Annotated in this window: 20 protein-coding genes, 4 tRNA genes and 1 pseudogene; 17 read left to right on the forward strand and 8 right to left on the reverse strand. The window is 37.0% G+C overall.

Annotated features, from left to right (window positions below; genetic code table 11):
• Positions 1-134: 134 nt before the first annotated feature.
• On the reverse strand, positions 135-1,412 hold the full coding sequence (locus tag F8M47_RS05235) for an NRAMP family divalent metal transporter (protein WP_150539125.1): 1,278 nt from the start codon (positions 1,410-1,412) through the stop codon (positions 135-137).
• 307 nt (positions 1,413-1,719) lie between these two features.
• Between F8M47_RS05235 and F8M47_RS05240 the strand changes: the two are divergent.
• Positions 1,720-2,346: pseudogene (locus F8M47_RS05240) on the forward strand (MFS transporter); the annotation flags it as partial.
• A gap of 177 nt (positions 2,347-2,523) precedes the next feature.
• Here the strand turns inward: F8M47_RS05240 and F8M47_RS05245 are convergent.
• Positions 2,524-3,102 carry an anthranilate synthase component II gene (locus F8M47_RS05245; RefSeq protein ID WP_150539126.1) on the reverse strand — a complete coding sequence of 193 codons (579 nt, stop codon included), beginning with the start codon at positions 3,100-3,102 and terminating at the stop codon, positions 2,524-2,526.
• Complete coding sequence (locus F8M47_RS05250; protein WP_150539127.1) at positions 3,086-4,708, reverse strand: DNA recombination protein RmuC; 1,623 nt, start codon at positions 4,706-4,708, stop codon at positions 3,086-3,088. Before F8M47_RS05250 ends, F8M47_RS05245 begins: the two co-directional genes overlap by 17 nt.
• Before the next feature lie 133 nt (positions 4,709-4,841).
• On the opposite strand from F8M47_RS05250, the gene F8M47_RS05255 reads away from it, so the two are divergent.
• From F8M47_RS05255 to pgi, 14 genes are all read left to right on the forward strand, one after another.
• The gene (locus F8M47_RS05255; RefSeq protein WP_150539151.1) at positions 4,842-5,810 is read left to right on the forward strand and encodes an aminodeoxychorismate synthase component I; all 969 of its coding nucleotides are present in this window, start codon (positions 4,842-4,844) and stop codon (positions 5,808-5,810) included.
• Positions 5,788-6,408: an aminotransferase class IV family protein gene (locus tag F8M47_RS05260; protein WP_150539128.1), complete on the forward strand. Its 621-nt coding sequence runs from the start codon at positions 5,788-5,790 to the stop codon at positions 6,406-6,408. Before F8M47_RS05255 ends, F8M47_RS05260 begins: the two co-directional genes overlap by 23 nt.
• A 98-nt stretch (positions 6,409-6,506) precedes the next feature.
• Positions 6,507-7,628 (forward strand): recombinase RecA, encoded by a 1,122-nt coding sequence (recA, locus tag F8M47_RS05265; RefSeq protein WP_150539129.1) that lies wholly within the window; start codon positions 6,507-6,509, stop codon positions 7,626-7,628.
• A gap of 76 nt (positions 7,629-7,704) precedes the next feature.
• On the forward strand, positions 7,705-8,160 hold the full coding sequence (gene recX / locus F8M47_RS05270; protein ID WP_150539130.1) for a recombination regulator RecX: 456 nt from the start codon (positions 7,705-7,707) through the stop codon (positions 8,158-8,160).
• Positions 8,153-8,461: a N(4)-acetylcytidine aminohydrolase gene (yqfB, locus tag F8M47_RS05275; protein ID WP_150539131.1), complete on the forward strand. Its 309-nt coding sequence runs from the start codon at positions 8,153-8,155 to the stop codon at positions 8,459-8,461. The genes recX and yqfB overlap by 8 nt, the downstream gene beginning before the upstream one ends.
• Positions 8,458-8,991, forward strand: coding sequence for a DNA topoisomerase family protein (locus F8M47_RS05280; protein ID WP_150539132.1), 534 nt, complete (start codon positions 8,458-8,460; stop codon positions 8,989-8,991). Before yqfB ends, F8M47_RS05280 begins: the two co-directional genes overlap by 4 nt.
• Positions 8,984-9,538, forward strand: coding sequence for an L-threonylcarbamoyladenylate synthase type 1 TsaC (gene tsaC / locus F8M47_RS05285; RefSeq protein WP_150539133.1), 555 nt, complete (start codon positions 8,984-8,986; stop codon positions 9,536-9,538). The genes F8M47_RS05280 and tsaC overlap by 8 nt, the downstream gene beginning before the upstream one ends.
• A 5-nt stretch (positions 9,539-9,543) precedes the next feature.
• On the forward strand, positions 9,544-10,368 hold the full coding sequence (gene aroE / locus F8M47_RS05290) for a shikimate dehydrogenase (protein WP_150539134.1): 825 nt from the start codon (positions 9,544-9,546) through the stop codon (positions 10,366-10,368).
• A 175-nt stretch (positions 10,369-10,543) separates the two neighbouring features.
• A tRNA-Met gene (locus F8M47_RS05295) sits at positions 10,544-10,620 on the forward strand.
• Positions 10,621-10,623: 3 nt separating this feature from the next.
• Positions 10,624-10,708, forward strand: a tRNA-Leu gene (locus F8M47_RS05300).
• Between the two features lie 26 nt (positions 10,709-10,734).
• A tRNA-Gln gene (locus F8M47_RS05305) sits at positions 10,735-10,809 on the forward strand.
• A gap of 50 nt (positions 10,810-10,859) precedes the next feature.
• Positions 10,860-10,934: transfer RNA gene (locus F8M47_RS05310), tRNA-Gln, on the forward strand.
• Positions 10,935-11,071: 137 nt separating this feature from the next.
• Positions 11,072-11,323: a ubiquinone biosynthesis accessory factor UbiK gene (gene ubiK / locus F8M47_RS05315; RefSeq protein WP_150539135.1), complete on the forward strand. Its 252-nt coding sequence runs from the start codon at positions 11,072-11,074 to the stop codon at positions 11,321-11,323.
• A 38-nt stretch (positions 11,324-11,361) separates the two neighbouring features.
• Positions 11,362-13,002, forward strand: coding sequence for a glucose-6-phosphate isomerase (gene pgi / locus F8M47_RS05320; RefSeq protein ID WP_150539136.1), 1,641 nt, complete (start codon positions 11,362-11,364; stop codon positions 13,000-13,002).
• Positions 13,003-13,238: 236 nt separating this feature from the next.
• Here the strand turns inward: pgi and F8M47_RS05325 are convergent, their stop codons facing one another.
• The 5 genes from F8M47_RS05325 to F8M47_RS05345 form a co-directional block, all read right to left on the reverse strand.
• Positions 13,239-14,597 carry a sodium-dependent transporter gene (locus F8M47_RS05325; RefSeq protein WP_150539137.1) on the reverse strand — a complete coding sequence of 453 codons (1,359 nt, stop codon included), beginning with the start codon at positions 14,595-14,597 and terminating at the stop codon, positions 13,239-13,241.
• Positions 14,598-14,662: 65 nt separating this feature from the next.
• Positions 14,663-15,499, reverse strand: a complete 837-nt coding sequence (locus F8M47_RS05330; RefSeq protein WP_150539138.1) for a Dam family site-specific DNA-(adenine-N6)-methyltransferase — start codon at positions 15,497-15,499, stop codon at positions 14,663-14,665.
• Positions 15,500-15,502: 3 nt separating this feature from the next.
• Entirely contained in the window at positions 15,503-16,591 is a 1,089-nt protein-coding gene (gene aroB, locus F8M47_RS05335) for a 3-dehydroquinate synthase (RefSeq protein ID WP_150539139.1), read from the reverse strand.
• 17 nt (positions 16,592-16,608) lie between these two features.
• Entirely contained in the window at positions 16,609-17,130 is a 522-nt protein-coding gene (gene aroK / locus F8M47_RS05340; protein WP_018652631.1) for a shikimate kinase AroK, read from the reverse strand.
• Positions 17,131-17,389: 259 nt separating this feature from the next.
• Positions 17,390-19,972, reverse strand: a complete 2,583-nt coding sequence (locus F8M47_RS05345; RefSeq protein ID WP_150539140.1) for a penicillin-binding protein 1A — start codon at positions 19,970-19,972, stop codon at positions 17,390-17,392.
• A 138-nt stretch (positions 19,973-20,110) separates the two neighbouring features.
• On the opposite strand from F8M47_RS05345, the gene F8M47_RS05350 reads away from it, so the two are divergent.
• Both F8M47_RS05350 and F8M47_RS05355 read left to right on the forward strand, forming a co-directional pair.
• Positions 20,111-20,803 (forward strand): type IV pilus biogenesis protein PilM, encoded by a 693-nt coding sequence (locus F8M47_RS05350; RefSeq protein WP_150539141.1) that lies wholly within the window; start codon positions 20,111-20,113, stop codon positions 20,801-20,803.
• Positions 20,779-21,300, forward strand: coding sequence for a hypothetical protein (locus F8M47_RS05355; RefSeq protein WP_150539142.1), 522 nt, complete (start codon positions 20,779-20,781; stop codon positions 21,298-21,300). The genes F8M47_RS05350 and F8M47_RS05355 overlap by 25 nt, the downstream gene beginning before the upstream one ends.
• Position 21,301 lies beyond the last annotated feature (1 nt).

Raw genomic sequence — 21,301 nt, forward strand, 5'->3', positions numbered from 1 at the left:
CGATTTTTACCATTTTGAAGATAAAATTCGATGACTTGTTGTTTGAAAGATTGATTGTATTTAGTCATAAAAAAATCTGCACCTTAGTGAGTTGGCTGTTTAGTCCAACTTTTGGGGTGCAGATCATGTTTATATTACGAAAGCAGACCTAATTCATACGCAATAAACAGTAATGTAAATGCAGAAAGATAAATCAAACCTGCGATAGATAGCCAAAATAAACCACCTTTCACTTTATGTTCACCTTTCAACACTAACGATAGATTTAATGTGGCAAAGATTGGTGTTGAAACGAAAGAACAGATCATTGCAAATGATAGCATTTTTGCTACATCACTCATAAATACCGAGATAATTAAAATACCGATTGCAGCGGTAATTGTCATCCAAATCGCTAAGCTTACAGGTGTACTTTCTTGCTTATTCAATAATAAGCGCAATGCTTCATTATTGGCGCGAGAGTAACCATCTATTACGGTAATAGTGGTGCCGAACATACACATAAATGCAATTAAAGCGATCAATAATTTCGACCAATCACCAATTGCAAATGCGTACATTTTAATTAACTGGGCAATATATTTTACCCCCGCTTGCTCAACTACTTCGCCTGAACCATACTGAACTAATGCACCTAGTGCTAAGAACACTAAGGCAAGCATTGCGGTACCTATAAACCCAACATTGAAATCAAAGATCCCATCTTCATAACTCACTTTATTTAAACGACGTTTTGCCACTACCCACATAGAGTTGATCGCAGAGATTTCAATTGGTGCAGGCATCCAGCCCATTAACGCCACAATAAAACCGAGAGAAGCAAGATTCCAAGGGCTTGGTTCAATAAAATCAGGTGCAACTTGTATACCGCCTTTTAGCGCAGCAACAATCACAGCAGTAACGGTAGAAATAGTTAGCGCAATCATAATCCATTTAGAAAGTGAATCTAAAAAGCGGTATTTTCCAAGCAATAAAATTCCCCAAGTGATCGCAATAATAATTGTGCTGGCAATAGGGATACTGAGATCAATTTGTAAACCTAGCGCAGAAAATAGGAATTTTAAGATGGCTGCGGTTACGATTCCCACCGCAGCGGTATTTATCATGGCCGCAACGACATTCAGGAGGAAAAAGATCCATAGATAGATTTTGCCTTTTTCTTGATAGCCTTCTAATAAAGTTTTATTTGAGCTTAAGGTATATTGCACACCAAAACGGAAGAATGGGTATTTAAATAAATTGGCTAAAATAATAATTAATGCTAACTGCCAACCGTAAATTGCTCCAGCCTGAGTGGAAGCAACGATATGTGAACCGCCTACTGCTGCCGAAGCCATTAAAATCCCTGGTCCTATTGCTTTTAATTTTGATTGCCAGTTTGAAACTGGCGCAATTTGCTGTGTTTCTGTCATTTTTTCTTTCCTTTTTTGTAATAAAATTTGTACGAACATAAACATTGTATGCCTAAATTCTTTATAGAAACAATTGCTTTGTAGCATTAATTAATTTTGTAAAAAAAATGATAAAAATTTTTGTAAGCTGAAAACCAGTGGTTAAAGCATAATGATATAAACTTTATATGAATTTAGTGTTTCTAACTAGAATTTGATATTTTTGTAGTTTTTTATAAATTTAGTGTAAATTGAGTTAATTGCTGAGTTATTGCTCTAGATTATTGAAACTGTTAGCATTCCAGCCGTTTTATAACAATGAAATGAGATTTTCAAACAGCATATGAAACCGCTTATTCTAGGCACTTTCATCATGACAGCAACTTATGTGTTGTTCTATATTATGACTGCATTTGCACAAGTGTATTCAAGAACACCAGCAAAACTTTCTGATGCAGGTCATCCAATGGGGTTAGGAATTGAGCCGAATACATTTACTGGTCTATTACTACTTAGCGCTATTGTATTTGGTGTATTTACTAGCATTTCAGGTATTTTTGCAGATAAAATTGGACGCCGTAAATTCTTATTATGGGTAACATTTGCGATGGGGGTTTTTGGATTAGCAATGCCACTTTTCCTTTCAAATGGCACACCATATTCGGTATTTGCTTTCTTAGTGGTTGGTATGGCGTTAATGGGCTTAACTTTTGGGCCTATGGCTGCTCTATTACCAGAGCTTTTCCCAACTGAAGTACGTTATTCAGGAGCCTCATTAGCATATAACTTTGCTTCTATTGTTGGTGCAACCGTAGCTGCAACTTTTGCAATTAAAATTAATGCTAATTATGGTATTTTAGGTGTAGGTATCTACTTAGCTACTAATGCAGCCTTAACTATCATCGCACTATTTATTTCAAAAGAAACTAAAGACTTAGACTTAACTAAAGCATAACGTTAGTAAAAATAGCAAGGCTCCAAATCAATCTGGAGCCTTTGTTACAAGCGGTCTAATTTTTCTTATATTTTACAAGCCATTACCATTTATTTCAGCTTCTTTAATGCATCTTGTCGATAAATATACTAAAAACGACAAGAATATATACCATTTAAGCTGTAAAGATAAAAATATTTAACCAAATAACCAATTACGTAGCATCTTTTCACCATATTCAGTAATAAAGGATTCTGGGTGAAATTGGACACCGTAAATAGGTAAATGTTGGTGTTTAAATGCCATTAATACATTTTGATCACAGGTAGCTGTGGCAATAAGCGGTGTATTTTCGAGAGATTTTTGCGAAATAGCCCACGAATGATATAAACCGATATTAAAACTTTCAGGCAAATCTTGAAAAAGGATATTATCAGTAAGCTGTTTTAGTGGGCGTTGCTGCCCATGCCTTACCGCATTGAGATTGTATAACTCACCACCGAAAAATTCACATAAAGTTTGATGACCTAAACAAACCCCTAAAATAGATTTAGTTTGATAGAAACGCTGTAGCATTTCAAAGGTTTGCGGATAAGCATTTGGTACATCAGGGCCAGGTGAAATTAAAATATGACTAAAATGTTCAACATCATCTAAAACTAATTTTTCAACTAAAACAACGTTAGGTGATACGCCAATTTTGCGGAATAAATCTACCAGATTAAAAGTAAATGAATCGTGATTATCAATAATTAATAAACTAGGTGTTTTGTGCATCGGCTTCTTCAATCTTTTCTGCAATGAGTTCGAGTTTATTGGTATCAAAATCATTAGTGAGCATTTCAACAGCGGGCATGGTTTGACTTGCTTTGGTCGAAAGTTGCTGGAAGCGTTCTACTTTTCCCACTAAGCCTTGCCGCCCAACTAATGAAGTAACTGTTTGATTATATTGGTTATTTACTGTGTTTAGTGTGTTACCTAATTTGCTTAAACGATCAGCGACCATACAAACTTGATTATAAATTTCGCCCGCTTTTTCACTTATTTCTCTTGCTTCGGCATTACCCCGTTCAATACGCCACAAGTTTGCTACTGTGCGTAAAATCGGCATAAGTGTTGTGTAGGAAACCAAAATCACATTGCGCTCATAGCCATAATTAAATAGCTGCGAATCATGTTTCATTGCCTCAATATAAGCAGGCTCAATTGGTACAAACATCAGCACAAAATCAGGGCTTTTTACCCCCTGTAAACAGCTATAATTCTTTTTCGATAAGCTATCAATATGGGTTCGAATCGATTTACAATGTTCATCTAATGCTTGATTAATTGCAAAATTTTCTTCAAATCTGACCGCTTGTTCATAAGCAAGTAACGAGACTTTACTATCGATAATTAAATGCTTTTGATCGGGTAAGTGCACCACAAAGTCGGGTGCGAAACGTTTACCTTCTTGATCTCGGAAACTTTCTTGAGCAACGTAATGTTCACCCGCTAACAGTCCTGCTGATTGTAATGCGGACTCAAGCTGCACTTCCCCCCAATTTCCTGCAATTTTATTATTTCCTTTGAGTGCATTGGTTAGATTTTGTGCTTCTTCTGACATTGAAACACCGATTTGTAGCACTCGTTTTAGCTCTGCTTCTAAACTTGCTGTGCCTTTGAGTGATTCACTATGCACTTCATTCACACGTTTTTGAAAGCCTTCAATTTGTTCTTTAAACGGTTTAAGTAATGCATCTAACGATGATTGATTTGTAGCAGTAAAACTTTTGGTTTTTTCTTCAAGGATTTGTTGTGCTAAATGTTGAAATTCTACATTTAGCTGTTGTTTTACTTCGATAAAATTACGCTGTTGTGCTTCAAAACTGGCTTGTTTTTCCGATAATGAAGTGCGTAATTCCGTCAGCTCATTTTGCGTTTGATTTAACGCTGTAGCTAAAGAGTGATTTTCTTGCTCTTTATGAGTAAGTGAATTTTGATTGAATTGTAATTGTTCTTCCAAGCTTTCAGATTTTGCTTGAAATGCGCCGATACGCTCTTTAAGTTCATTAATATAACGCTCTAATTGATTTTCTTGTTGTTCAGCTTGCTCAATTTTGTGACGTAAGCGGTTAATTTGTTCTTCTTTTTCACTAATGCGCTCAAGCCCTACTTGAACCTGAGTTTTATATTGGATCGCCCATTGTTCAATCTGATTTTTTTCTGTGGTGAGTTGTTCAAGTTTTTGAGATGTTTGAGCGAGTTCTGCTTGCGCTTTAGTCAAATCTTGTGAGAGTTCAAGCGCATCTCGCTGATAGCGTGATTGTAGAAAAAACAGTACGATTGCGAGTGTTACGAGCACAACAAGCGCAGCATAAAGCCCGATTTCATTGACGATCATAAAAAAGTAAACCTAATAGAAAAATATACAGTAGTATTATAGCAAGCTACATAAAAATGAAAAGTGAAAGAACATTGCTAAATCATGTAAAATTCCCCTAGAATAACGATAATATTTGTCAAATTTTGAATCTATGCAACATTTTATCCAAACCGCTAATCAATGGGGACAGCAGAGACGCCCATTTTTCTTTTTAATTGATTTTGAACAGCAAAAACCAATCATTTGTTTACTGGAAGAAACTGCGACAAGCGGTCTATTTTTCGACTTTTTTTGCAAATCGAATATTCATGCGAAATCAATCAATAAACCGTTTGGGTTCCTCTTTTCACCCATTTCCTTTGAAGCTTACCAACAAGGATTTGAACTTGTTCAACGTGAAATTCAAGCAGGCAACAGCTATTTATTGAATTTAACTTATCCCACCGAAATTCAAACAAATTACAGTTTAGAAGAATTATTTTTTGCCAGTTCTGCGAAATATAAATTGTGGCTGAAAGGGCAGTTTGTTTGCTTCTCCCCTGAAACTTTTGTGCGGATTCAGCAAAATAAAATTTATTCTTACCCAATGAAAGGTACTATCAATGCGAATGAACCGAATGCCGCTGAAAAATTGATGCAATCTGAAAAAGAATTTACCGAACATAATACGATTGTCGATTTGATTCGTAATGACTTAGCGTTGGTTTCGAAAAATATTCAGGTGACTAAATACCGCTATTTAGAAAAAGTGGAAACCTATCGAGGGGCAATTTACCAAACTAGTTCAGAAATCTGTGGCGAGCTTACAGAACATTGGCAAGATGAAATTGGTTCACTATTAGCAAAATTATTGCCTGCAGGCTCAATTAGTGGTGCCCCGAAAGAGAAAACTATCGAAATTATTCAGCAGGCAGAACTAGGGCAGAGAGGTTATTACACGGGTATTTTCGGCTATTTTGACGGCGAAAATTTAGAAAGTGCGGTGGCTATTCGTTATATTGAACAGCAACATTCGCAGCTTATTTTTCGAAGTGGCGGTGGGATTACGGCTAAAAGTCAGTTAAATGATGAATATAACGAACTATTGGAGAAAGTGTATGTGCCAATTTCCATTGTTTGAAACAATTTCAGTGATTGATGGTAAAGCGCAGAATTTGGCTTATCATCAGCAACGTTTTGAACAGGCGATGCAAACGTATTTTCACTCTCAAGCTCAATGGCAATTAGCAGACGTAATTCAGGTTCCAACAGACTTTCAGCAGGGCTTGGTTCGTTGTCGAATTGACTATAATGCCAGTGAGTTTCAGCTACAATTTTTTCACTATACGCCTCGCACAATAAATCGGTTTAAATGCGTTTATACTGAGAATTTGGATTATCGCTTTAAATATAGTGATCGTAAGCGGTTAGATTCGCTCAAAAATTTGCAAAGTGACGAAGTAATTATTATCAATAATGGCAAAGTGAGTGACTGTACTATTGGAAACTTACTTTTTGCGAAACAATGGCAGTGGTTTAGCTCACAAGATTATCTATTAAAAGGTACACAATTAACCAAATTAATTGAGATAGGGTTGGTTCAATTAGTCGAAATTACGCCACAAGATCTCGCGAGTTATGATCAAATTATGATGGTAAATGCATTGAACCCGTTTGATTTACAAAGAGCATTACCGATTTCTGTGATCGATTTTAAGGACGAGATTGAAAAACCGTAAAAAAACGCTTGAAACTGTATAAGTAAACACTATAATAATACACAGTTAATTGACGACAAACGGTCGTTTTTTCAGAAAAGTTTGCAAAGGACAAAACTATGGCAGCAGATAACAAAAAAGCGCAAAAAAACACAGTAACAAAACAAATCGATCCAGAACAAAAAGAAAAAGCATTAGCAGCAGCGCTTGCTCAAATTGAAAAACAATTTGGTAAAGGTTCTATCATGCGTTTAGGTGATACTCAAGCGCTTGATATTGAAGCTGTTTCCACGGGTTCAATTGGTTTAGATGCTGCATTAGGAATTGGTGGTTTACCAATGGGACGAATTGTTGAGATTTATGGTCCTGAATCTTCTGGTAAAACAACATTAACGTTATCTGTTATTGCACAAGCACAAAAATCAGGTAAAACCTGTGCATTTATTGATGCGGAGCATGCGCTTGATCCTGTCTATGCCCGTAAGCTTGGTGTGGATACCGATGCACTTTTAATTTCTCAGCCTGATAATGGCGAGCAAGCACTTGAAATTTGTGATGCGTTAGTACGATCTGGTGCAGTGGACGTAATTATTGTGGACTCTGTAGCCGCTTTAACGCCTAAAGCAGAGATTGAAGGCGATATGGGGGATTCTCATATGGGCTTACAAGCACGCCTAATGTCACAAGCATTACGTAAATTAACTGCAAATATTAAAGCGACCAACTGTTTAGTGGTATTCATCAACCAAATTCGTATGAAAATTGGCGTGATGTTTGGTAACCCAGAAACAACTACTGGTGGTAATGCACTTAAGTTCTACGCTTCAGTACGTTTAGATATCCGCCGTTCAGGTGTGGTAAAAGACGGTGATGAAGTGGTTGGTAGCGAGACAAAAGTGAAAATCGTGAAGAATAAAGTCGCTCCACCATTCCGTGAAGTACAATTCGATATTATGTATGGTGAAGGTATTTCTCGTATGAATGAATTATTGATTCTTGCTGAAGCAAATGGCTTTATCCAAAAAGCGGGAGCTTGGTTCTCGTACGAAGGAACTAAAATCGGTCAAGGTAAAAATAACGCAATTAAATGGTTAAAAGAAAATACAGAAATTGCGAACAAAATTGAACAAGAAATTCGTGAGAAACTTATTTCAGCACCAGAAAAAATATTAGCGGGTGAGCAAAGCATCTTAGATGCCGACGATGTTAATGATTTTGAAGACGAAGAGTTTAACGAATAAGAATTATAGTAAAAATGCGGTTTCTGCAAATGTAGAAGCCGCATTTGTTTTATCTATTTAATCTGTTTATTTTAGTATGGCGAACTACACAGCAGTAAATTATCTGTTATATTTACTTTCTAAACGAGATTACAGTGAGCAAGAATTACGACGAAAACTAATTCAGAAAGATTATAGTCAGGAAGAAATAGATCGCGCTCTTGAGAGGGCGCAAATGAATAACTGGCAAAGTGATGAGCGCTATTGCGCTAGTTTTATTCGCTATCGAGCTCAACAGGGGATAGGGCCTCGTCGCTTAAAGCAAGAACTTCGTTTGAAAGGTATTAAAGATTGGTTAATAAGCCAAGAATTGGAGAAGGCTGAAATTGATTGGTTTATGCTTGCGGAGCAAGTTTTTGAGAAAAAACGACCGCTTGTATGGGATATGAAAGCAAAACAAAAAATATGGCACTTTATGTGTAGTCGAGGCTTCTTCAATGATCATTTTAGCCATTTAATGGAACTAGATTACAATGACACAGAATATGAATAAAATCACTTTTTTTAGCCGTTTTGAAGTGGATATTTTAGCAGGTAAGAAAACTATTACTATTCGAGATAAATCTGAATCTTACTTTCAACCACAGCAAGAACTAAAGGTTTTTACTAATGAAACTAATCGTTTGTTTGCTCATATTAGAGTGATTTCTGTCACTCCAATTCATTTCGAACAATTAAATGAGCAACATGCCAAACAAGAAAATATGTCTTTAGCTGAATTGAAACAAGTAATCAAAGATATCTATCCGAATGATAATGACTTTTTTGTGATTGAGTTTGAATTAATTGAATGAGTATTTTTAAATCAACGAAACAAGTAGAAATTTGTCCTGATTGTGGTGCCGTATTACAAATTAAACGAGGAAAACAAGGTTTATTTTTAGGTTGTAGTAGTTATCCGCAATGTAACTACATAAAACCATTACATCAGACCAATCATGTGATTAAAGATTTAACTGAGACTTGTCCTGAATGCGGACATTTTTTGCAATTAAAACAGGGTAATTTCGGAATTTTTATTGGTTGTAGCCATTATCCAGAATGTCATTTTACTGTTCATGATGAAATTGAAGAGCAGGATGAATTTGATTGTCCTGAGTGTAAAACACATAAATTAGTGGCTAGAAAAGGGCGAACGGGCAAAATATTTTATGGTTGTAGTGGTTTTCCGCTTTGTAAGTTTACCGTTGCGAGTAAACCTATTTTAAAAACTTGCCCCCAATGCCAATATCCGCTTGTAACATTGAAAAAACAACGCGGGAAATCTATGTTTGTGTGTGCCAATAAACTCTGCCAACACCTATTTAGTGAAGAAAATGAATAATTTAGAAAAAATTGTTGAGCAATTAAAGCAGAATAAGGTTGTGGCTTATCCAACTGAAGCTGTATTCGGCTTAGGTTGTAACCCATTAAGTGAATCAGCGGTGCAAGCTTTACTTACCTTGAAAAATCGCCCGAAAGCAAAAGGATTGATTCTTATCGCTCCTGATAAAGAATTGCTATTGCCTTATATAGATGAAACGCAATTAACAGCCGAACATTGGAAGATTTTTGAAAATATCGGTGAGCAAGCGATTACTTGGGTAATGCCTGCTAAACAGAGTGTTCCTCGCTATTTAACGGGACAATTTAGTTCTATTGCAGTGCGTTTGTGCCGTGTACCAGCTGTTGTTGAGTTGTGTCAAGCAACGGGTTTTGCTTTGACATCTACAAGTTGTAATTTAACAGGTAAAGCGCCCTGTCGAACAGCGTTAGAAGTTAAGGCACAATTTGGTGAAAATTTTCCTGTATTGGAAGCCAATACTGGCGGAAAAACAAATCCTTCTGAAATCCGAGACATTTTTACACAACATATTTTTAGACAAGGGTAAATACTATGAACCAGTATGCAGTATGGGGGAACCCGATTGCGCAAAGTAAGTCTCCACAAATTCATCAATTATTTGCAGAACAAACAGGAAAATCACTCAGCTATATTGCTAAATTAGGTGATGAACAGCAATTTGAGAGCCAACTGAAACAGTTTTTTGCGGAGGGGGCTAAAGGGGCTAATATTACGGCGCCTTTTAAAGAAAGAGCATTTGCATTAGCCGATGAGCATAGTGAAGGATGTTTGTTAGCAGAAGCTTGCAATACCTTGAAACGATTAGATGATGGACGCTTATATGCCGATAATACGGATGGTTTTGGGCTTTGTTCTGACTTAGAACGTTTAGGGTGGTTAAAGCCGAATCAACGTATTCTTATTTTAGGTGCGGGAGGCGCAACAAAAGGCGTGCTTTTTCCACTTCTGCAAGCAAACCAACAAATTACACTTTATAACCGTACATTAGATAAAGCGGTAGATTTAGTAGAAAAATTTGCAAAATACGGCGAAATTCAGACCGCTTCATTAGAACAGGTGGCAACCCAACAATTTGATTTGATTATTAATGCAACCTCGTTAGGGCTACAAGGGAAGTTTGTACCTTTAGCTACGGAGCTGTTTAAAGAGGCTGCGGTTTACGATATGCAGTATGCTCTTAATATGCAAACGCCATTTCTAAATTACGCACGTAGCTGTGGTGCTTTACGTTACCAAGATGGGTTAGGGATGTTAGTTGGTCAAGCCGCTTTTGCTTTTAAACTCTGGGAAAATAAATTTCCTGATGTAGAAACTGCCTTGGCTAAGCTTAAATTAGCAATGGAAAATGTAAAATAGCATTCTATAACTTATTATAAAATAAGCATTTTTTTGTTATTTTTATAACAAAATGAGCAATGAGTAGCCAAACAAGCAAAATAATTCACTTTTTTAAAAAAAGTGTTTGACGAAGACAAATAAAATCAGCATAATACACCCCGTAAGCCGATATGGTGAACGCAAAAATGAAAATGGCTACATAGCTCAGCTGGTTAGAGCACAACACTCATAATGTTGGGGTCGCAAGTTCGAATCTCGCTGTAGCCACCATTTGCGGGAATGGCGAAATTGGTAGACGCACCAGATTTAGGTTCTGGCGCCGCGAGGTGTGTGGGTTCAAGTCCCTCTTCCCGCACCATTTATTGTCTTACAAAAAATTAGTGTTGGGGTATCGCCAAGCGGTAAGGCACCGGGTTTTGATCTCGGCATCCCTAGGTTCGAATCCTAGTACCCCAGCCATCTAATTGCATTTCATAAATAAAGCTAACTAAATGTTAGTTTTTTTATTTTGGGGTATCGCCAAGCGGTAAGGCACCGGGTTTTGATCTCGGCATTCCTAGGTTCGAATCCTAGTACCCCAGCCATCTTCTTATACTTCTTTCTTGTTATTATTAATAAGTCAATTTTATTTTTAATTTATTCTCAATTATTCTTATTCTCTGCTTTAGATTTAACTAAAAATTAATTAAAATTAACTGCTATTCTTATAAGGAGAAAGTGAATGTTAAATCCAAAGAATCTTGAGTCCTTGGCTCAGCAACTCCACAATGCATTACCTCAGCCTCTTAAAAATGTAGGTAATGATCTTGAAGAAAAATTTCGACAAATTTTACAAGCCCAATTAGCTAAACTTGATATTGTGACCAGAGAAGAATTTGATGTGCAATCTCAAGTATTACTTCGTACCCGTGAAAAGCTCAATGCATTAGAAAAACGTCTTGAAGAGCTTGAAAAATCTCAATCACAAGATTAATTTCATTTTTAATTTTAATCAGCAAAAGGACCTTTAATATGCAAAATATTAATCCAACGCAGACAGCAGCTTGGGCTGCTTTAGAACAGCATAAATCTGATAATTTAAATATCCCTCAGCTATTTGCTGAAGATGCTAATCGTTTTGATAAATATCACTTAAATTTTGAACAACAAATTCTTGTCGATTTTTCTAAAAATGCGATTAACCAAAAAACATTAGAATTATTACGTCAATTAGCTAATGAATGCGGTTTAGCCTCTGCGACAGAAGCGATGTTCTCAGGGCAAAAAATTAACCGTACGGAAAATCGTGCAGTACTTCATACCGCATTACGTAACCGCTCAAATGCGCCAGTTATGGTTGATGGTAAAGATGTAATGCCAGAGGTAAATGCAGTATTAGCTAAAATGAAAGATTTCTGTGAACGTATTATTTCTGGTAGCTGGAAAGGCTATACAGGTAAAGCGATTACAGATGTAATTAATATTGGTATCGGTGGTTCAGATTTAGGTCCTTATATGGTGACTGAAGCACTACGTCCATATAAAAATCACTTGAATATGCATTTTGTTTCTAATGTAGATGGTACTCATATTGCAGAAGTGTTGAAAAAAGTAAATCCTGAAACAACGCTAGTATTAGTAGCATCAAAAACCTTTACTACTCAAGAAACAATGACCAATGCTTTAACAGCACGTGAATGGTTACTTGCGGCGGCAAAAGATGAATCTGCAGTTGCAAAACATTTTGCAGCACTTTCTACCAATGCAGCTGAAGTAGCAAAATTTGGTATTGATACAGCAAATATGTTCGAATTTTGGGATTGGGTTGGTGGACGTTATTCTTTATGGTCTGCAATTGGTCTTTCTATTGCGCTATCACTTGGCTTTGATAATTTTGAAGCGCTACTTTCAGGTGCCCATGCAATGGATAAGCACTTCCGCATAGCGCCGATCGAGCAAAATATTCCAACAACATTAGCATTAATTGGTATTTGGAATAGCAATTTTCTCGGAGCTGAAACAGAAGCGTTATTACCTTATGATCAATATTTACACCGTTTTGCAGCTTATTTCCAACAAGGTAATATGGAATCAAATGGTAAATTTGTAGGTCGAGATGGTCATCCAGTTACCTATCAAACTGGTCCAATTGTATGGGGTGAGCCAGGCACGAATGGTCAGCATGCTTTTTATCAATTAATTCACCAAGGTACTAAATTGATTCCTTGTGATTTTATTGCACCAGTACAAACACATAACCCAGTTGGTGATCATCACGCAAAATTATTATCGAATTTCTTTGCACAAACTGAAGCGCTTGCGTTTGGTAAATCAAAAGAAACTGTGGAAGCAGAATTCGTCGCTGCAGGTAAAAATTTAGCTGACGTAGCAGAAATTGTGCCATTTAAAGTATTTACAGGTAATAAGCCAACTAACTCGATCTTAGTGCAAAAAATTACGCCGTTTACTTTAGGTGCGTTAATTGCAATGTATGAACATAAGATCTTCGTACAGGGGGTAATTTTCAATATCTATAGTTTCGATCAATGGGGTGTTGAACTAGGTAAGCAATTAGCTAACCGTATTTTACCTGAATTACAAAATGCAGAACAAATTACTAGCCACGATAGCTCTACCAATGGCTTAATTAACCAATTCAAAGCATGGCGTTAGTTGCTAGTTAAAATCAAGCGGTTAAATTTGCAAAAAAATTCGTTATTATGTAGCTGTTATGTAGGCATTTTTAAGACTGTGCCTAACTTTTTTAAGTTAGACACAGTTACTACATCATTGAAATAAATTAGCCTTTTGTACTTTTTCTACATAATTTCGAAAACATTAGCAAATCTGACCGCTTGTTTTATACATAAAAAGCTATTCATTACTGAATAGCTTTTTTTTTGGGGGGGTTAAAGTGAGTTAAAGAAAATCACTAAAATAATCACTGGAATTACAAATCTAACATAGTTAAACCAAAGATTAGTGAAGGTTTTTCCTGCTCCTAATTCAGCTTTTGCGTCGTCTTTGAGTACGAAACCAACAAAGATTGCACTACCTAATGCAGTTAAAATAAATAGAATATTACCGCTAATATAGTCAAAAGCATCAAAAATACTTTTCCCCATAATAGTGATATGTTTCCATTCATTATCGCCTAATACTGATGGGATATTTCCTATCACAAAGATGGTGCCTAATGTCACTGCAATTGTAGCTTTTCGTCCCATTTTGGTTTTTTCTTGTAGTGCAGTGATAATTACTTCGTAAATGGTGAGGGAAGTGGTTAAGGCAGCGACTACTAATAAACTAAAGAAAATAACAGCAAATGCTGTACCTCCCCACATATTTGAGAATACGATTGGTAAACTTTGGAATACTAAAGTTGGTCCAGAGTTTGGTGCAACACCAAAGCTAAAGAGCGATGGGAAGATCATAAATCCAGCTAGCACTGCAATTAAAGTATTCATTACGCCTGTAATTGTTGCAGTTTTTACTAAGTTTTCATTTTTGTCTAAATAGCTTGATAGGGTAATTAATACGCCGAAACCTAAGCTTAATGCGAAGAATACTTGGCCTAATACGAAGACGAAGAGCTTAGGAGTGATTTTTGAAAAATCAGGCATAAGGTAGAATGAAATACCTTCAGCTGCACCAGGTAAAGTTACATTACGAATAACCATAACAAGCAGGAAAATAAATAAAATTGGCATGAGATATTTTACTGAGCGTTCAATGCCATCAACGATGCCTTTTACTAAAATAAAATAGTTTACTAACACAAAAATAGCAGTACAGCCAATAATTGCAAGCGGGCTGTTTTGGATGCTTTCTTTATAGTAGGCCGCTGTTGTTTCAACAGTTACAGGTGAAGAAAGATCTAATGTTCCGCTTAATAAGCTCCCGATATAATTTAATACCCAGCCACCAAGCACCATATAGTAAGCCAAAATACCAAAGGCACCGAGTAAGCCCATATAACCTAAAATTTTCCAGCCTGAGGCAATTTTTTTGCCGTTTGCAGTTCCACCAAAGGCATCAATAGCATTCACTTTAATCCGACGGCCAATTACATTTTCAACAAGGATCATCGGAATACCAATAACGATCATCGCAACACAGAAGAGAAATACGTAGGCCCCACCACCATTTTCACCCACAAGATAAGGGAAGCGCCATGTTGCACCAAAACCGACAGTTGCACCAGCAACAGTCATAACATAAGCCAATCGATTCGACCACGATTGGCGTTCTACAGGTTTATTTGTCATTGTTACTCCTAAGGGACTAAAGACCGATAAGCGGTCTGATTTTTAGAAATTTTTACCAAAATGTATTAAGCAAAAAGCGCGAATAATTCATCAACTTTTATGCGAGTATCGCCTTTTTGACTAATAGAACGTTGAACTTTGATTTTTTTTATTTTTGCGCCTTTATAAATTTTACGGGTGAATGCCGTATCATGATTTGAAATTAAAACAGGAATTTTGTTTGCCTGTGCTTGTTTAGCATACTCAGCAAGCAAGGTTTGTTGAGCAAGGCTAAATCCGCCACCTGCATAGTTGGTAAAATTACTTTCCTGTTGAAGTGGAGCATAAGGAGGATCACAATAGACAATATAATTGTCTGGTTGCTGCTCCAATAATTGGAAGACTTCCTCAAAATCGGCGCAAATAAATTGTGCTTTTTGGGCTTTTTGGGCAAAAAAGCGCAGCTCCTGTTCTGGAAAATAATGTGTTTTATATGCGCCAAATGGCACATTATATTCTCGTTTTTGGTTGTAACGACATAATCCATTAAAGCCAAAACGATTCAAATATAGAAAGAGTACCGCACGGCGAAATTGATCTTCGGATTGGTTAAATTCTTGGCGGCGAGCGTAATAAAATGCTTCACTATTTGCATCGGTTGCCAAAAATAGTGCTCTCGCTTGTTGAATATAGTGTTCAACATCTTGCTTCACGATATTAAAAAGATTGATAAGATCTGGGTTAATATCAGCAAGGAGATAGCGATCATAATCAGTATTTAAAAAAACTGACCCCGCACCTACAAACGGCTCAACGAAACAAGCCCCCTGAGCTGGCTGAGGGGGCAAATGTTTATTGATTTCTGGGGTTAGGCGATATTTACCGCCCGCCCATTTTAAGAATGCACGTTTGTGATGACTCATAAATTAGTGTTGAGTAAAACGCTCTATTGCGGCTAAAACTTGTGCTTCTGTTGCTTGTGAACCCACATAAGCTTGACCAAGAGATTTTAATAAAATTAAACGTAATTGACCGCCAAGCACTTTTTTATCACGCCACATATAAGGAAGATATTCAGCTGGTGCCATATTATCGGGAGAAATTGTAGGTAACACTGCGCGAGCTAATAATTTCTCAAGGCGAGCAACATCTTCTTTAGTTAAATCGCCAAGAATGCGGGATAGCTCTGCTGCTTCTAACATACCAACGGATACACCTTCACCATGCAACCAGTTCCCATAGCCCATATGTGCTTCAATGGCATGACCAAAAGTATGCCCTAAATTTAAGAGTGCACGATCACCTTTTTCAGTTTCATCTCGCGCAACAACATCAGCTTTTAGTTGGCAACAACGTTGAATACAGTATTCTAGTGCATCTTGGTCAAGCGATACGAGTTTATCAATATTTTGCTCTAACCATTCAAAGAAGTTGATATCGAAAATTGCGCCATATTTGATCACTTCCGCTAAACCTGCACTCACTTCTCGTTTAGCTAAAGTGTGTAGGCTATTGGTATCAATAATTACCGAAATTGGTTGGTAAAATGCGCCAATCATATTCTTACCTAAAGGATGATTAACTGCAGTTTTTCCTCCCACTGAAGAATCTACTTGAGCAAGTAAAGTAGTGGGAATCTGAATAAAGCGAATACCTCGTTGATAAGACGCTGCTGCATAGCCTGCAACATCACCGATAACACCCCCACCTAATGCAATTAAGGTGGTGTCTCGGTTATGATTTTTTTCTAATAAAGCAGTAAAAATCATATTGAGAGAGTCTAGCGTTTTGTATTTTTCCCCGTCTGGGATGAGTACCGTATCAACATGGCAACCTAATTGGGTTAGCGTGTGTTGAACCGTGGCAAGATAGTGTTCGGCAACTGTTGGATTAGATACAATCATTACCTTATCACCCGCTTTTAGTGGTGCGTAACTTTGAGGATCCGTTAATAAGCCAGCGCCAATGGTAATCGGATAACGACGTTCTTTTAATTCAACATTTACTTGCAACATATCTTGCCCCTTGTGGTTTACTGTAGATTATCAATTAGCTCAATGATGTGAGTCGCAACAACTTTTGCGCTTTGCTCATCGGTTTGCAATGTAATATCCGCAATTTCTTCGTACAATGGATTGCGAATTTTTGCTAATTCTTCAAGGGTTTTACGTGGATCTTCAGTTTGTAGTAATGGACGTTTTTTATCACGTTGTGTACGCTCAAATTGTTTATCTACCGTTGTTTCTAAGTAGATCACAATACCTCGCGCAGAAAGTACATTACGGTTATCTTTTGATAATACCGAACCACCGCCAGTTGAAAGCACTACACCTTGATTTTGGGTTAATTCATTAATAATTCTCTCTTCACGTTTACGGAAACCAGCTTCGCCTTCTACGTCAAAGATCCAATCAATATCTGCGCCAGCGCGTTCTTCAATTACGGAATCAGAATCAATAAAATCCATATTTAACATTTGCGCTAGCTGGCGCCCAATGGTGCTTTTTCCTGCACCCATAGGTCCTACTAAGAAAATATTACGTTTTTCAGCCATTATTTTTTCTTCATTTATTCGACAACTAATTTAAACAACTCGACTTGTGGAAAGAAAACGACCGCTTATGCCTTACTGCCTTTAATTAGCAATGGCAAGCGGTCTGTTTTGCGAAAAATTTTACAATGATTATTTTTCGATAAATTCAAATAGTATATGCCACAAATCGCCCAAAATAAAATTAAGTACGATTATCTCAAGAAAACGCACCTAATTTCAACCTTATAGGAGAGATTATCTCCAAATTTTTACATTATTTTTAGAATAACTCACTACCTGCTGGAGAGCTTAAAACGCCTTTCGGCGGTAAGCCTAAACGCTGTTCGATATGGAGCTGTTTACTTTGCGACTGAGGTACTTTATAGGCTTTTTCAACAATATACTTTTTAGTCGGTTCTGTCCCTTTAATAAAGTATTCAGTTAAATGATTACCTAAGAAGCCACTTGTCGCATCGATTTTTGCTTCAATAATGTTTTGAGGCAGTGGGATATCACGTTCAGGCTTATCTTTTAACGCAACCTTCATATATTTTACCCATGCTGGCATAGCCGTTCTTGCACCTGCTTCGCCTCGCCCTAAATCACGCTTATTGTCATCAAAACCAACATAAACAGTTGTGACGATATTTGCTCCAAAACCAGCATACCAAGTTACTTTTGAGTTGTTGGTTGTCCCCGTTTTACCACCAATATCTTTGCGTTTGAAATCATTTGCAAGCGCTTTACTTGTGCCATTCCAAGCTTGACCTTGTTCGCCATAAATCGCACTATTTAATGCGCTACGCATTAAGAATGCAAGTTCACCACTAATCACGCGAGGCGCATAGCGCACTTCAGTTGAGTTTTGAGCAGCTTCAGTCATTAAACTTGGTGCATTGGCTTTCACTGTAGGCTTAATTTCAGGCTCTTCATTACTTACTTCAGCTTCAACTTCTTCTGTGATATTTTCTTCACTTGGATTGCCTAATGCTTCACGAAGTTGTTCTTCATCGTGAATTTTTACCCCGTCAAAATAGGTCGGTTCAGGATATTTAACAGGAATGTTTGCACATTCTAAGCAAGCAATTGCAGGGTTTGCCTTAAACAATTCATTGCCTTGGTTATCTAAAATACGATCGATAATATAAGGATCGATTAAATAACCGCCATTATCAAATACCGCATAAGCACGTGCCATTTCAAGTGGGGTGAAAGAAGCTGCACCTAATGCTAATGCCTCTGTTGCCATAAACTGATCACGACTAAAACCAAAACGTTCTAAATAGTCGGCAACATAATCTAAGCCAGCCATTTGTAACGTGCGGATTGCCACCATGTTTTTAGATTTACCTAACGCAACACGTAAGCGTAGAGGACCTTCATAGCGGTTGTCGGCATTTTTGGGAGTCCATGGTTTTTGTCCACGCTTAGTAATAGTAATTGGAGAGTCGCTCAAGGTAGTTGAAAGACTCAGGCCTTTATTCATCGCTGCGGTATAAATAAACGGCTTAATTGATGATCCTACTTGCACCAATGATTGAGTTGCTCGGTTAAAGCGGCTTTGCTCAAAGCTAAAGCCACCAACGATTGCTTCAATCGCGCCATTATCACTATTAAGTGAAACAAGCGCAGAGTTTACTTCAGGAATCTGACCTAAATGCCAATCTCCACCTGCTTTTGGTTGGCGAACCCAAATTTGCTCGCCTACATTTAATTTGATCTGTCTACCAAAGGTCGCATTAGATTTTTTTAGCTCAGTTTTATCACCATTAGCTAACATAATCGTATAACCGTTTTTCGTAGTCGCAATTACGGCAGCGCCAACAAAAGGTTCTGAATTTGGTAATTTACTTAAATGCTCAATAATTTTTTCTTCATCCCAAGCATTTTTATCTTTCCATAACTTTTCTGCACCACGCCAGCCATGACGGCGATCATAGTTAATTAAGTTTTCACTTAAGGCATCTTGTGCGGTTTTTTGGTCGGTAGAAAGTACGGTGGCATACACTTTAAAACCTTTATTGTATGCAACATCTTCGCCGTAACGTTTCACCATTTCTTGGCGCACCATTTCAGTTACGTAATCTGCTCTAAATTCTAATGCTGTACCATAGAACGTTGCTTTTACAGGTTCGGCTTTGGCTTGATCATATTGCTGTTGTGTAATTTTACCTACTTCTAACATTCGCCCTAATACCACATTACGACGAGCTTCCGCACGTTTTACCGAGTAAAGCGGATTCATAGTCGAAGGGGCTTTTGGTAAACCTGCAATAATTGCAATTTCGCCTAATGTTAATTGATCGAGGTTTTTACCAAAATATGTTTTAGCCGCAGCAGCAACACCGTGTGAGCGATAGCCTAAATAGATTTTATTAAGGTACAGTTCAAGAATTTCATCTTTACTGAGTACTTTTTCAATTTCAAGTGCCAAAATTGCTTCTTTAATTTTACGCTCCATATTACGTTCTGGCGTTAAGAAGAAGTTTCTAGCTAACTGCTGCGTAATAGTACTCGCACCTTGGGTATCGCCTTGGGTTGAACGCCAAATTGCACGCATAATCCCTTTCGGATCTATGCCATTATGGTCGTAAAAACGCACATCTTCTGTTGCGATAACCGCATCGATCAACGTTTGCGGAATATTTGCTAGTTTCACTGGGATACGGCGTTGTTCACCCACTTCACCAATGAGTTTTCCGTCTGCAGTAAAAATCTGCATAGGTTGTTGTAGTTCAACGGTTTTTAACGTTGAAACATTTGGAAGGCTCTCTTTGATATGGAAATATGCAAGTCCTGCAACAATCCCTCCCAAAATGATGAGAGAAAGAAAAGCACTTAATACTATTTTTGCGATCTTCATCGAAAAATTCTCTTTTGATAAATGACGAAATAAAAATTTATAGCCAATATAACGGCACTATAAATATGTAAGTATAAGCTAAAACAGTCTAAAAAACTGCTTAAAAATCATATAACGACCACCTAAAGGAGTAAAATTGTGAAAAGTTTCGCCAAGTTGCTGAAAAAGTCGCAGAAACCTTACTTAGTGGGAATGAGTGAGAATCAGCATTATCGTTGCTTTGTAGTTGCGAATAAACAAACAAATAGTCCTGAGGCTTACTGGCAACCGAAAGAAGTACAAAGTGAATTTAGCTTACCGCAAGCGGTTGAATTTCCTGCAAATTTTACTTTGGTGCGTACTATTCCTTTTCAATATATCTGGCGAAAATATCTCTTCTTACCAATAAGCTATCACCAAGATTTTATTTATCGCCAGATCTTGCAAGTTTTAAGGCAAGAATTACCGCTTGCCATTGAAGATGTGAATTTCGATTATCAGCTTTTTCCTTTACCGAATGATGGTGTGGTAAAAATTGTTGTTTATGCGTTACGTAAAAATTATGCCAATTCACTGTTAGTTTCACCGAATACGATTTTGGATTGTGAACTCTATTGTTTTATCCGAGGCTTTAATACTTTGTTTGATTCAGATTTAGCCCAGCAACAGCGAATTTATGCATTACAAGATAAAACAGTACAACTTACCCTCAAATCAATTGAATTAGGTAATGACATTACACAAGCAAATTGCTGTATTACGCAATTAGACTTGCCTGATTCGATCAAAGATCCCTTCTTATATATCACCGCATTAGGAGCAAGCTTATGGAATGGCAAGGAATCGATTTAAACGATTCACGTAGAAAGCATTGGTTGCAAAGAAGCTATCGACAACTATCTAGCCTGTTATTCATTCTGATTTTCGCCATTGGAATTGCGCTGTATTTACAATTTAATGCGCTGCAAATAAATCAACAAAATCGACCGCTTGTAAATCAAAATCAGCAACTTAAAGCACAATTAGATCATTTAAATAGCAGATTAATGCAGCAAAAAAATCCAAAAATTCAGCATTTCGTGCAAACATTAACAGAAAAACAAATTATTGATTTTTTAAATTTGCTACAAAAATTGCCATTGCCACAAGGGGGAATAGAGCAGGCTATCTTAATAAAAGATCCTGAACCGATCATGAAACTAACGGGTGTTTTGGCTAATTCATCACAATTTGAACAGTTAGAAAAATATTTATCTGCGCAAGAATTATTTCATTTCTCTTTAGTTAATTTACAAATTAGCGAGAAAAACCAAGTTGAATTTAGTTTAAATATCTTATTCAAGGAGTGAT

Origin of the sequence: Actinobacillus vicugnae (assembly GCF_901687125.1) — a bacterium.
Taxonomy (GTDB): Bacteria; Pseudomonadota; Gammaproteobacteria; order Enterobacterales; family Pasteurellaceae; genus Actinobacillus; species Actinobacillus vicugnae.

Bases quoted from the DNA above. Each gene is read 5' to 3' on its own strand.
- F8M47_RS05245 (WP_150539126.1), bottom strand. From the start codon at position 3,102: ATGCACAAAACACCTAGTTTATTAATTATTGATAATCACGATTCATTT.
- ubiK (WP_150539135.1), top strand. From the start codon at position 11,072: ATGTTAAATCCAAAGAATCTTGAGTCCTTGGCTCAGCAACTCCACAAT.
- F8M47_RS05235 (WP_150539125.1), bottom strand. From the start codon at position 1,412: ATGACAGAAACACAGCAAATTGCGCCAGTTTCAAACTGGCAATCAAAA.
- F8M47_RS05355 (WP_150539142.1), top strand. From the start codon at position 20,779: ATGGAATGGCAAGGAATCGATTTAAACGATTCACGTAGAAAGCATTGG.
- aroB (WP_150539139.1), bottom strand. From the start codon at position 16,591: ATGTTGCAAGTAAATGTTGAATTAAAAGAACGTCGTTATCCGATTACC.
- pgi (WP_150539136.1), top strand. From the start codon at position 11,362: ATGCAAAATATTAATCCAACGCAGACAGCAGCTTGGGCTGCTTTAGAA.
- F8M47_RS05250 (WP_150539127.1), bottom strand. From the start codon at position 4,708: ATGATCGTCAATGAAATCGGGCTTTATGCTGCGCTTGTTGTGCTCGTA.
- F8M47_RS05345 (WP_150539140.1), bottom strand. From the start codon at position 19,972: ATGAAGATCGCAAAAATAGTATTAAGTGCTTTTCTTTCTCTCATCATT.
- recA (WP_150539129.1), top strand. From the start codon at position 6,507: ATGGCAGCAGATAACAAAAAAGCGCAAAAAAACACAGTAACAAAACAA.
- F8M47_RS05325 (WP_150539137.1), bottom strand. From the start codon at position 14,597: ATGACAAATAAACCTGTAGAACGCCAATCGTGGTCGAATCGATTGGCT.
- aroE (WP_150539134.1), top strand. From the start codon at position 9,544: ATGAACCAGTATGCAGTATGGGGGAACCCGATTGCGCAAAGTAAGTCT.
- recX (WP_150539130.1), top strand. From the start codon at position 7,705: ATGGCGAACTACACAGCAGTAAATTATCTGTTATATTTACTTTCTAAA.
- F8M47_RS05260 (WP_150539128.1), top strand. From the start codon at position 5,788: ATGTGCCAATTTCCATTGTTTGAAACAATTTCAGTGATTGATGGTAAA.
- F8M47_RS05330 (WP_150539138.1), bottom strand. From the start codon at position 15,499: ATGAGTCATCACAAACGTGCATTCTTAAAATGGGCGGGCGGTAAATAT.
- yqfB (WP_150539131.1), top strand. From the start codon at position 8,153: ATGAATAAAATCACTTTTTTTAGCCGTTTTGAAGTGGATATTTTAGCA.
- F8M47_RS05280 (WP_150539132.1), top strand. From the start codon at position 8,458: ATGAGTATTTTTAAATCAACGAAACAAGTAGAAATTTGTCCTGATTGT.
- aroK (WP_018652631.1), bottom strand. From the start codon at position 17,130: ATGGCTGAAAAACGTAATATTTTCTTAGTAGGACCTATGGGTGCAGGA.
- F8M47_RS05255 (WP_150539151.1), top strand. From the start codon at position 4,842: ATGCAACATTTTATCCAAACCGCTAATCAATGGGGACAGCAGAGACGC.
- tsaC (WP_150539133.1), top strand. From the start codon at position 8,984: ATGAATAATTTAGAAAAAATTGTTGAGCAATTAAAGCAGAATAAGGTT.